The organism is Streptomyces umbrinus, assembly GCF_030817415.1.
Classification (GTDB): Bacteria; Actinomycetota; Actinomycetes; order Streptomycetales; family Streptomycetaceae; genus Streptomyces; species Streptomyces umbrinus_A.
In genome coordinates this window covers 8,667,506-8,679,153 of sequence record NZ_JAUSZI010000002.1, presented here as the reverse complement: position 1 = coordinate 8,679,153, position 11,648 = coordinate 8,667,506, and the positions used below count along the sequence as shown (strand labels likewise).

The window sequence follows — 11,648 nt, the reverse complement described above, 5'->3', positions numbered from 1 at the left end:
GTTGCCGTTCACCCTCAGCCATGCCGCGGCCGTTCTGCCCGCCGTGCGCACCGACGGGGCCGGACGCGGCCGACTGGTTCCGGCCCTGCTCGTGGCCGGATCGTTCGCGCCCGACATGACCTACTACGCGGCGAGTGTGCTGCCGGAGGCGATGGAGTTCGGCGACTTCACGCACTCCTTCACCGGGGTGTTCACGGTCGATGTGCTGGTCGCCTGGGCGCTCGTGGGCGCCTGGCTGGTGCTGCGCGAGCCGCTGGTGGCTCTGCTGCCGCGCGGCCGGCAGGGGCGGGTCGGGGCCCTCCTGCGCTGCGGTGCGCCGCGCGCCCGCGTGCGGCCCGCACTGGCCCTGTGGTGGTACGTGTCCGCGGTGGCCGGCTCCTTGACGCACGTCGTGTGGGACGCGTTCACGCATCTCGACCGGTGGGGCATGCGGGTCTTTCCGGTCCTCGGGCAGGAGATCGCGGGCTCGCCGCTCTACTGGTATCTGCAGTACGGCGGTTCGGCGGTCGCCGCGGTGGTGATCGCCGCCTTCGTCGTGGTCGCCCTGCAGCGGCAGCGCGACACGGAGCCCGTGGGGGTGCCGGTGCTGTCCGTACGGGACCGGTGGCTGGCGGCGGCCGTGATCGGTGGCTGCGCGACGGTGGCCGCGGTGCGGCGGGCGACGCGGTGGTGGGACCACTGGTCGTCCGGCGCGAAGCCCTGGGAGCTGATTCCCACCGTGTGCTTCGGGGCGGGGGCGGGTCTTGCCGTCGGCCTCGCGCTGTACGGGGTGGCGGTCAGGGTGTGGCGTCCGGCTCCGGTTCGTCCCAGCCCGGCAGCGGTTCGTACGGAGCCGAGCCGTCCGACTCCTCGCTGATCGCGGTCTCCGGGGTGAGGTCCCGGCCGAGGCCGCGGCCCTGGCCCAGGCCCCGGTGGACGGCCTGGGCTATGCGCTCGATGGTGCGGACGCCGTACGCCATCGTGGGGTTGTCGTGGGACAGGACGACGATGCGGTAGCTGCGGCCCTCGCCGGTGAAGGCGCCGATGCTGTGGACACGCCAGCCGTGGGTGGCTCTGGGCAGCCAGCCGTTCTTGACGTGCGCCGTCAGTCCTTGCGGCATACCCGCGGGGACGCCCCAGCGCTGGTCGGCGCGGACCTCTGAGAGCAGTTTCAGGCCGTACGCGCGGGTGCGGAGGAAGGACTGGGCGTTCGTCAGCACGTCCAGCAGGCGCAGCTGGTCGGTGGCCGTGGTGCGGGTGAGACCCCAGTAGCGGCCCGGGCCCAGGAGGGTGGCGCTGGTGCGGACGCGAACAAGAAAGTCGTTCAGGTAGCTGCGGCCCAGGTCGGCCCACAGTCGCACGGCCGAGTCGTTGTCGGAGCTGATGATCATGGGGCGTACGTTCGTCTCCTCCCACTGGGTGAGTCGGCGCCCCAGGTCCTCGGCGCGGCGGAGCAGTCCCTCCATGATCAGCACCTTGACGACGCTCGCCGAGTCGTACTGCCGCTCGCCGGCGCGTACGCAGGTCAGTCCGGAGTCGTCCTGCACCGCCACGGAGACCGTGCCGTCCCTCCCCGACAGGGCCGCCTGGATGTCCTGGGAGAGCCGGGCAGCCAGGTCGGGGGCGTGGGGGGCCTGGCAGGTGACGGTGCCGGCGGGGTCCGCCGTGGAGGCGTGGTGGCCCGTGGCGCCCTGCCGGGGGTGCCGGTCGGTCCAGTCCGTCCAGTCGGTGGTGTCGGCCGGGACGCGTCTGGTCGTGGCGCCGGCCGGGATTCTGGGGCTGGCCGCGGTGGCCGCGACGGCGGGGACCGGGGTGAGGAGCACGGAGGCGAGGGCTGCGACGAGGGCGGTGCGGCAGTGTCGTACGTACCGCACGCGCTGTACGTGTACACGCTGTATGTGTCGTATGTGAGGACCCATGCCCGCATCCTTGCGGGGCGCTCCGCCGGGGGCTTCTGGTCGGGGGCCACGTGGGTGACGAGGCCTCCGGGGGTTGGGTGGGGGCGGGGGCGTTTGTTTGTCGGGTGCGGGTGGGTGGGGGCTGGTGTGGTGGGTTCACCGCGGGCCGGTGGGGGTTGCTCGCGCAGTTCCCCGCGCCCCTGAAAGGCGGGGGCTGCGCTCCCGCGCTTTCGTCTTCAGGGGGCGGTAGCCCCTGCCTTTAAGGGGCGCGGGGAACTGCGCGACCAGCACCCAACCGGGCCCGCAGCCGAATTCCGCGCCCCCCGGAGGGCCCTAGTGGGCCGCCGACTCCCAGTCCGGGCCCGAGCCGACCGAGACGTCCAGGGGGGCCCGGAGGTGCACGGCGTTGGCCATTTCGTGGCGGACCAGTTCCTCGGCCTTCGCGCGCTCGCCGGGGGCGATCTCCAGGACGATTTCGTCGTGGACCTGGAGGAGCATGCGGGACTTGAGGTCGGCCTTGCGGAGAGCCCGGTCCACGTTCAGCATGGCGATCTTGACGATGTCCGCCGCCGTGCCCTGGATCGGCGCGTTCAGAGCCATGCGCTCGGCAGCCTCGCGGCGCTGGCGGTTGTCGCTGTTGAGGTCGGGGAGGTAGCGGCGGCGCCCGAAGAGCGTCGCCGTGTAGCCCGTCGCCCGCGCCTCGTCGACCGCCCGGCGCAGATAGTCCCGTACGCCGCCGAAGCGCTCGAAGTAGGTGTCCATCAGCGCGCGGGCCTCGCCCGCGTCGATGTTCAGCTGCTGGGAGAGGCCGAAGGCGGACAGTCCGTACGCCAGGCCGTACGACATGGCCTTGATCTTGCGGCGCATCTCCGCGTCGACGGCCGTGCCCTCGACGGAGAACACCTGGGAGGCGACGGTGGTGTGCAGGTCCTCGCCGGAGGTGAACGCCTCCAGGAGGCCCTCGTCCTCGGAGAGGTGGGCCATCACGCGCAGTTCGATCTGGCTGTAGTCGGCGGTCATGAGGGATTCAAAGCCCTCGCCGACGACGAAGCCGCGGCGGATCGCGCGGCCCTCCTCCGTGCGGACCGGGATGTTCTGCAGGTTCGGGTCCTGCGACGAGAGACGGCCCGTCGCGGCCACCGTCTGGTGGAACGTGGTGTGGATGCGGCCGTCCGCGGCGATCGTCTTGATCAGGCCCTCGACGGTGACGCGGAGCTTCGCCTGCTCGCGGTGGCGGAGCATGATGACCGGCAGTTCGTTGTCGGTCTGGCCGGCGAGCCAGGCGAGCGCGTCGGCGTCCGTCGTGTAGCCGGTCTTCGTCTTCTTCGTCTTGGGCAGGCCCAGTTCGCCGAAGAGGACTTCCTGGAGCTGCTTGGGCGAGCCGAGGTTGAACTCGTGCCCGGCGGCCGCGTGCGCCTCCTTCACGGCCTGCTGGACTGCGCCCGCGAACATCTGCTCCATGGCTTCCAGGTGGGCCTTGTCGGCCGCGATGCCGTGCCGCTCCAGGCGGGCCAGGAGCACGGAGGTGGGCAGCTCCACGTCACGCAGCAGGTCGGCCGCGCCGACCTCCTTCAGGCGCTCCGTGAACGCGTCGCCCAGGTCGAGGATCGCGCGGGCCTGCACCATCAGCGCGTCGGCCTCGGCGCCTTCGTCCGCGCCGAAGGCGAGCTGCCCGTCGGCCGCGGCGGCGGGCGCCAGCTCCCGGCCGAGGTACTCCAGGGACAGCGCGTCCAGGTCGAAGGAGCGGCGGCCCGGCTTGACGAGGTAGGCGGCGAGGGCGGTGTCCATGGAGACGCCCTCGATGCTCCAGCCGTGCTCGGCGGAGACCCGCATGGCGGCCTTGGCGTTGTGCAGCACCTTGGGCCTGTCGGGGTCGGCGAGCCAGGCCGCGAACGCGTTCTCGTCGGACTCGTCCAGCTCGGACGGGTCGAACCATGCGGCGGCGCCGTCGGCCGCGGCGAGGGCGACCTCGGCGACCGAGCCGGTGCCGAGGGCCCAGGTGTCGACCGTGGCGACGCCCAGGACCGTGGTGCCGTGCTCGGAGAGCCACGGCTTGAGCTCGCCCGCGCCGATGACCGTGCCATCCACGGCCACGCCCGCGGCGGCCGGCGGACCGGCGTCCGCCTCCTCCGCCCCGGGGTCGACGGCGAGCAGCCGCTCGCGCAGCGACGGGTTACGGATCTCCAGGGTGTCCAGGACCATCGCGACGGCCGTGCGGTCGTACGGAGCGCGCTCCAGGTCGGCGGCCGACTTCGGCAGCTCGACGTCGCGCACCATCTCCGTGAGGCGACGGTTGAGCTTGACCGCGTCCAGGTGGTCACGGAAGTTCTGCCCGGCCTTGCCCTTGACCTCTTCGGCGCGCTCGACCAGTTCCGCGAACGACCCGAACTGGTTGATCCACTTCGCGGCGGTCTTCTCGCCGACCCCGGGGATGCCCGGCAGGTTGTCGGACGGGTCTCCGCGCAGGGCCGCGAAGTCGGGGTACTGCGCGGGCGTCAGTCCGTACTTCTCGAAGACCTTCTCCGGAGTGAACCGCGTCAGCTCGGAGACACCCTTCGTGGGGTAGAGCACGGTGGTGTGCTCGGAGACGAGCTGGAAGGAGTCGCGGTCGCCGGTGACGATGAGCACCTCGAAGCCCGCGGCCTCGGCCTGGGTGGCGAGCGTGGCGATGATGTCGTCCGCCTCGAAGCCGTCCACGGCGAACCGCTCGGCGTGCATCGCGTCCAGGAGCTCGCCGATCAGCTCGACCTGACCCTTGAACTCGTCCGGGGTCTTCGACCTGTTCGCCTTGTACTCGGTGAACTCCTCGGAGCGCCATGTCTTGCGGGAGACGTCGAACGCCACCGCGAAGTGCGTGGGCGCCTCCTCGCGCAGCGTGTTGGCGAGCATCGACGCGAAGCCGTAGATCGCGTTCGTCGGCTGGCCCGTCGCCGTCGTGAAGTTCTCCGCGGGCAGCGCGAAGAACGCTCGGTACGCCAGCGAATGCCCGTCCATGAGCATCAGCCGCGGGCGTCCGCCGCCGGAGGTCTTCTCGGTCTTCTTCGATGCTGAATCTGCCACGCCCCCGATCCTGCCACGCCCCACTGACAGTCGGACCCGCCCCGCCCTCCGCGAGCGCCTTCGCGCCGTGTCCGTCACAGCTTTCGGACCGCGCGCGATCATCGCCGCGGACGGGCCGCGATCGTTGTCACCACCACGTGGGAGGATCGAAGACGTACCTCATACGTGTGCTCGAAGAGGAGGCCGAGATGGCCGGCAAGCCGCCCCAGAGTGATCCGGTTCAGGACGCGCCCCAGGTCGCCGGCCCGAAGCACGCCGCCGCCGGACTGCCCGCGGTCGGGCACAGCCTGCGCATGGCCCAGCAGCAGATGGGTGTGAAGCGCACGGCGCTGACGCTGCTGCGGGTCAATCAGAAGGACGGCTTCGACTGCCCCGGCTGCGCCTGGCCCGAGCCGGAGCACCGGCACACCGCGGAGTTCTGCGAGAACGGCGCGAAGGCGGTCGCCGAGGAGGCCACCCTGCGCCGGGTGACCCCGGACTTCTTCGCCGCGCACACGGTCGCCGACCTCGCGACCCGCAGCGGCTACTGGCTCGGCCAGCAGGGCCGTCTCACCCAGCCCATGTATCTCGCGGAGGGCGCCGAGCGCTACGAGGCGGTGCCCTGGGAGCGTGCCTTCGACATCATCGCCGAGGAGCTCACCGGCCTCGCCTCCCCGGACGAGGCGCTGTTCTACACCTCGGGGCGCACCAGCAACGAGGCGGCGTTCCTGTACCAGCTGTTCGCCCGCGAGTTCGGTACGAACAACCTGCCGGACTGCTCCAACATGTGCCACGAATCGTCGGGTTCCGCGCTGAACGAGACGATCGGCATCGGCAAGGGCAGCGTCCTCCTGGAGGACCTCTACAAGGCGGACCTGATCATCGTCGCCGGGCAGAACCCGGGCACGAACCACCCGCGCATGCTCTCCGCCCTGGAGAAGGCGAAGGCGGGCGGTGCGAAGATCATCACCGTGAACCCGCTGCCCGAGGCGGGCATGGAGCGCTTCAAGAACCCGCAGACCCCCCAGGGCATGTTCAAGGGCGCCGCGCTCACCGACCTGTTCCTGCAGATCCGCATCGGCGGCGACCAGGCCCTCTTCCGCCTCCTGAACAAGCTGATCCTCGCTGAGTCCGACAGCGCCTCCGGCGCGGGGTCGGGCGCCGTCGACAAGGCCTTCATCGACGAACACACCCACGGCTACGAGGAGTTCGCCAAGGCCGCCCGCGCCGCCGACTGGGACGAGACGCTCACCGCGACGGGCCTCACGCGCGAGCAGATCGACGAGGCCCTGCGCATGGTCCTCGCCTCCGAGCGGACCATCGTCTGCTGGGCCATGGGCCTCACCCAGCACAAGCACTCCGTGCCGACCATCCGCGAGGTCGTCAACTTCCTTCTGCTGCGCGGCAACATCGGCCGCCCGGGCGCGGGCGTGTGCCCGGTGCGCGGCCATTCGAACGTGCAGGGCGACCGCACGATGGGCATCTTCGAGCGCCCCGCGCCCGCCTTCCTGGACGCCCTGGAGAAGGAGTTCGGCTTCGCCCCGCCGCGCGGCCACGGCTACGACGTCGTACGGGCCATCCGCGCGATGCGTGACGACAAGGCCAAGGTCTTCTTCGCGATGGGCGGCAACTTCGTGTCGGCCTCCCCCGACACCGAGGTCACCGAGGCGGCGATGCGCCGCGCCCGCCTCACCGTCCATGTGTCGACGAAGCTCAACCGCTCGCACGCCGTCACGGGCGCGCGTGCCCTGATCCTGCCGACCCTCGGCCGTACCGAGCGCGATCTCCAGGGCAGTGGCGAGCAGTTCGTGACCGTCGAGGACTCCATGGGCATGGTGCACGCCTCACGCGGCCGCCTGGAGCCCGCGAGCGAGCACCTGCTGTCCGAGCCCGCCATCGTGTCGCGCCTCGCCCGCCGCGTTCTCGGCGACGAATCCCGCACGCCCTGGGAGGAGTTCGAGAAGGACTACGCGACGGTCCGCGACCGCATCGCGAGGGTGATCCCGGGCTTCGAGGACTTCAACGCGCGCGTGGCCGACCCGAACGGCTTCGCCCTGCCGCACGCCCCGCGCGACGAGCGCCGCTTCCCCACCGCCACCGGCAAGGCCAACTTCACGGCCGCGCCCGTCGAGTACCCGAAGCTCCCCGAGGGCCGTCTCCTCCTGCAGACACTGCGCTCACACGACCAGTACAACACCACGATCTACGGCCTGGACGACCGTTACCGGGGCATCAAGAACGGCCGGCGGGTCGTTCTCGTCAACCCCGAGGACGCCCGCGAGCTCGGCCTCGCCGACGGCTCGTACACCGATCTGGTCGGCGAGTGGAAGGACGGCGTGGAGCGGCGCGCCCCCGGTTTCCGTGTCGTGCACTACCCGACGGCCCGCGGCTGCGCGGCCGCGTACTACCCGGAGACCAACGTCCTGGTGCCGCTGGACGCCACCGCCGACACCAGCAACACGCCCGCCAGCAAGTCCGTCGCCGTGCGTCTGGAACAATCGGCAGCCAACTGAGCGTTCGCTTAGCCAGCGCGGCCGCTCAGGCGGCGTGATCGACGACGAAGGAGCAGGACCCATGGGCGAGCAGCACCACGCGAAGTTCCCGCAAGAGGTCATCGACGAGTACGCGGCGCTCGGCGTGGACCTGGTCGCCATGTTCTCCGCCGGACATCTCGGCACGCGCATGGGCGTCCAGGTCGTCGAGGCCTCCGCGGACCGCGTGGTGGGCACCATGCCGGTCGAGGGCAACACCCAGCCGTACGGGCTCCTGCACGGCGGCGCCTCCGCCGTGCTCGCCGAGACACTCGGCTCGGTCGGCGCCATGCTGCACGGCGGCAGCTCCAAGATCGCCGTCGGCGTCGACCTGAACTGCACCCACCACCGGGGCGCCCGATCCGGCCTGGTGACCGGCGTGGCCACGCCCCTGCACCGCGGCCGCTCGACAGCCACGTACGAGATCGTGATCAGTGACGAGGACGGCAAGCGGGTGTGCAGCGCGCGGCTGACGTGCATGCTGCGCGACGTGAATCCGAGCGACGCGCAGCGCGTCGACGCGAGGAACTGACCCAACCGGAAAACCGTTGTCCGCGGGCGGCGTTGATCCCGGGCACCCGGCGGCATAGCGTCATGACATGGGAACGGGTGGGGCCCTCTGGCGGGGGCCGGTGCTTGGGCTGGTGCTCCTGACCGGCGCTGTGGCCACCGGGTGCGGCGAGTCCGGCCCGCAGGGCCAGGCGGCGGGCACGCGGGCCGCTTCCGGTGCGCCGTCGTCACCGCCCGCCACACCTCCCGAGGACCTGTGCGCCCGGATCGTCGCCCACTGGTCGCAGGAGGTGCTGGACAGCGACACCTACGGGGACTACCAGTCGATGGGCCTGTCCAACGGGCAGTACGAGATCCTGATGGAGGTCGTGGACGCGGCCCGGGCCGAGAAGAGGCGCTCCGGCGGACAGGCGGCGCGGGAACTGATCGACCGCGACGCACGCGAACGCTGCACCAAGCGGTACCGCGACGGCAATCCGACGGGAGGGCCCTGGAGTTGAGCGGCGTCGGTCCGGTCGAGCCGGGCGAGGGCACACGCGCGTGGGACACCGTCGAGCCGGCCCCGCCGTTCCTCCCCGGAACCCCGCGCGAGCGGCTGACAAGCCTGTACGCCCGGCACCGCCGTGCCGTGCTCGCGTCCACCACCGTGGTCGCCCTCGTGGCGGGCGGCGGCTATCTCTTCGCGACCCGGCCCCACGACCCGCCACCACCCGAGGCACCCAACCCGTCCCAGGCGGTGTCCATCACCTACCTCGGCCAGGAGGGCACGCCCGCCGGCGCTCCGAGCAGAAGCTTCAGCTTCGCGGTGAAGGTCACCGCGCAGGACGGACCCACGATCACCGTGGTGCGCATCTCGCAGCCCTACGCGAGCCTCTCGCTGACGTCGGTTCCGCCCCCGCCGTTCCGGACCAAGCCCGGTTTCGGTCACAAGATCGTCGTCACGATGCATGTCACGGAATGCGCGAATGTGCCGTCAAACGCCGCTTTCCCTTTCCTGGACGTAACTCTGCGTAATACGCGCGCAATAGAAGACCACAGCTTCATCCTGGGTGAGCGCTATGCGCACGACCTCTCAGAGGCCCTGCAAGTAGCCTGCAGCAACGACTCCCGGTCATCACCAAAACGGTAGGACGCTCCTGAAATGACTGCGGCACGTCCTGCAGGTTCTCACTATGTGGACCGGACGAATAGGCAGGAAGTCTGCCCATCCGCCCAGTGAGTACCGCTCTGCATTACCTCGTGTCATAACAAGAGCGTCACAGCATGAGTCAGACTCTCCTCCACGTTCCCCCGACACGCTTAGAGTCACGGCCAGTCACCGCGCCATCGGATTCGAATTATTTTCGGCCCAGCGCTCGACTCGGCCCGTTCCACGAGGAAGGGCTGCGCCAGGGAAAGGACTGCTGATCGTGCGTCAACGTTCGCTCATCGCCATCACCGCCGCGTTGGCGGCGGGAGCACTCACCCTCACCGCCTGCGGCTCGCGCGACGAGGACGGCGGCGGTTCGGACTCGAACGGCGGTGACACCACCGTCGTCATCGGCGTCGACGCCCCGCTGACCGGCGACCTCTCCGCGCTGGGCCTCGGAATCAAGAACTCCGTGGACCTTGCGGCCAAGACGGCCAACAAGGAGAAGACCGTCGAAGGGATCACCTTCAAGGTCGAGGCCCTGGACGACCAGGCGCAGCCCTCCTCGGGCCAGCAGAACGCCACCAAGCTGGTCGCCGACAAGGACGTCCTCGGCGTCGTCGGCCCCCTGAACTCCTCGGTCGCCGAGTCCATGCAGAAGGTCTTCGACGACGCCAAGCTCGTCGAGGTCTCGCCCGCCAACACCAACCCGGCCCTGACCCAGGGCACGAAGTGGAACGGCGGCGAGAAGGCCCGCCCGTACAAGTCGTACTTCCGCACCGCGACCACGGACGCCATCCAGGGCCCGTTCGCCGCGCAGTACGTCTTCAACGACGCCAAGAAGAAGAGCGTCTACGTCATCGACGACAAGAAGACCTACGGTGCCGGCCTCGCCGCCACCTTCACCGAGGAGTTCAAGAAGCTCGGTGGCAAGGTCGTCGGTACGCAGCACATCGACCCCGACACCAAGGACTTCTCCGCCGTCGCCACGCAGGTGAAGAGCTCCGGTGCCGACGTCGTCTACTACGGCGGCGAGTACCCGCAGGCCGGCCCGCTCAGCAAGCAGATCAAGGCCGCGGGCGCCAAGATCCCGCTCGTCGGCGGTGACGGCATCTACAGCGCCGACTTCATCAAGCTGGCCGGCGCCAGCGGCACCGGCGACCTCGCCACCTCGGTCGGCGCGCCCGTCGAGGACCTCCCCTCCGCCAAGGAGTTCGTGTCCAGCTACAAGGCCGCGGGCTACAAGGAGGCCTACGAGGCGTACGGCGGCTACTCCTACGACTCGGGCTGGGCGATCATCGAGGCCGTGAAGAAGGTCGTCGAGGACAACGACGGCAAGCTTCCGGACGATGCCCGCGCCAAGGTCACCGAGGCCATGCAGGGCGTCTCCTTCGACGGTGTGACCGGCAAGGTCTCCTTCGACGAGTACGGCGACGCCACCAACAAGCAGCTCACCGTCTACTCCGTCGAGGGTGGCACCTGGAAGCCGGTGAAGTCCGGCACGTACGAAGGCTGATCCACACCCGCATCACCACCTGAGCCGCGCGGGGCGCTGCACCACAAGCGCCCCGCGCGGACTCGCATCCGGTCACATCCCTCGACTATCCGAACGCTCGGAGGACATGCGGTGAACGAACTGCCGCAGCAGCTGGTCAACGGCCTGCTACTGGGATCCATGTACGGGCTGGTCGCCATCGGCTACACGATGGTCTATGGCATCGTCCAGCTCATCAACTTCGCCCACGGCGAGATCTTCATGACCGGGGCCTTCGGCGCGCTCACGGTCTATCTGTACGTACTCCCCGACGGCACCACCATGTGGATCGCCCTGCCGCTCATGCTCGTCGGCGCCATCTTCGTCGCCGTCACCGTCGCAGTCGGAGCGGAACGGTTCGCCTACCGCCCCCTGCGCACCGCACCACGCCTGGCCCCCCTCATCACCGCCATCGGCCTCTCCCTGGCCCTGCAGCAGGCGGTATGGGCCTGGTACCCCAACGCCAAGTCGGCGCGGACCTTCCCGCAGATCGAAGGCGGCCCCTTCGAGATCGGCAGCGTCACCATCCAGACCGGTGACGTCTTCCTCTTCATCGCGGCCCCCATCAGCATGGCCGTCCTCGCCTACTTCGTCATGAAGACCCGGACCGGACGCGGCATGCAGGCCACCGCCCAGGACCCGGACACCGCCAAGCTCATGGGCATCAACACCGACCGCATCATCGTGGTCGCCTTCGCCCTCGGCGCCGCGTTCGCCGCCGTCGGAGGCCTCGCCTACGGCCTCAAGTACGGCCAGATCGACTTCCGCATGGGCTTCATCCTCGGCCTCAAGGCCTTCACCGCCGCCGTCCTCGGCGGCATCGGCAACATCTACGGAGCCATGATCGGCGGCGTCGTCCTCGGCCTCGCCGAGACCATGGCAACCGCCTACATCGCCGACGTCCCCGGCATGTCACAGCTCGGCGGCCAGTCCTGGGCCAACGTCTGGGCCTTCGTACTCCTCATCCTCGTGCTCCTCTTCAGGCCACAGGGCCTGCTCGGCGAGCGCGTCGCGGACAGGGCGTGAGA

The 11,648-nt window shown here is 70.1% G+C and carries 9 protein-coding genes; 7 read left to right on the top strand and 2 right to left on the bottom strand.

The genetic code is table 11. From position 1 onward, the window contains the following. Nucleotide 1: 1 nt before the first annotated feature. A complete protein-coding gene (locus tag QF035_RS38305; protein WP_307525606.1) occupies nt 2-856 on the top strand; it encodes a DUF4184 family protein in 855 nt (284 codons plus the stop codon). Here the strand turns inward: QF035_RS38305 and QF035_RS38300 are convergent. Both QF035_RS38300 and polA read right to left on the bottom strand, forming a co-directional pair. Then, nucleotides 777-1,853, bottom strand: a complete 1,077-nt coding sequence (locus QF035_RS38300) for a hypothetical protein (protein ID WP_307525605.1) — start codon at nt 1,851-1,853, stop codon at nt 777-779. The genes QF035_RS38305 and QF035_RS38300 overlap by 80 nt on opposite strands. Before the next feature lie 357 nt (nt 1,854-2,210). Beyond that, nucleotides 2,211-4,937 carry a DNA polymerase I gene (polA, locus tag QF035_RS38295; protein ID WP_307525604.1) on the bottom strand — a complete coding sequence of 909 codons (2,727 nt, stop codon included), beginning with the start codon at nt 4,935-4,937 and terminating at the stop codon, nt 2,211-2,213. Between the two features lie 188 nt (nt 4,938-5,125). Here polA and QF035_RS38290 point away from each other — a divergent pair, with 188 nt between their 5' ends. The 6 genes from QF035_RS38290 (at nt 5,126) to QF035_RS38265 (ending at nt 11,646) form a co-directional block, all read left to right on the top strand. Then, on the top strand, nt 5,126-7,429 hold the full coding sequence (locus tag QF035_RS38290; RefSeq protein WP_307531736.1) for an FdhF/YdeP family oxidoreductase: 2,304 nt from the start codon (nt 5,126-5,128) through the stop codon (nt 7,427-7,429). 61 nt (nt 7,430-7,490) lie between these two features. After that, nucleotides 7,491-7,979 (top strand): PaaI family thioesterase, encoded by a 489-nt coding sequence (locus QF035_RS38285; RefSeq protein WP_307525603.1) that lies wholly within the window; start codon nt 7,491-7,493, stop codon nt 7,977-7,979. Between the two features lie 67 nt (nt 7,980-8,046). Continuing rightward, complete coding sequence (locus QF035_RS38280) at nt 8,047-8,457, top strand: hypothetical protein (protein ID WP_307525602.1); 411 nt, start codon at nt 8,047-8,049, stop codon at nt 8,455-8,457. After that, nucleotides 8,454-9,086: a Tat pathway signal sequence domain protein gene (locus tag QF035_RS38275; RefSeq protein WP_307525601.1), complete on the top strand. Its 633-nt coding sequence runs from the start codon at nt 8,454-8,456 to the stop codon at nt 9,084-9,086. Before QF035_RS38280 ends, QF035_RS38275 begins: the two co-directional genes overlap by 4 nt. 280 nt (nt 9,087-9,366) lie before the next feature. Beyond that, nucleotides 9,367-10,602 carry a branched-chain amino acid ABC transporter substrate-binding protein gene (locus QF035_RS38270; RefSeq protein ID WP_307525600.1) on the top strand — a complete coding sequence of 412 codons (1,236 nt, stop codon included), beginning with the start codon at nt 9,367-9,369 and terminating at the stop codon, nt 10,600-10,602. Nucleotides 10,603-10,713: 111 nt separating this feature from the next. Beyond that, nucleotides 10,714-11,646 carry a branched-chain amino acid ABC transporter permease gene (locus tag QF035_RS38265; protein ID WP_055615817.1) on the top strand — a complete coding sequence of 311 codons (933 nt, stop codon included), beginning with the start codon at nt 10,714-10,716 and terminating at the stop codon, nt 11,644-11,646. The last annotated feature ends 2 nt before the right edge of the window (nt 11,647-11,648 follow it).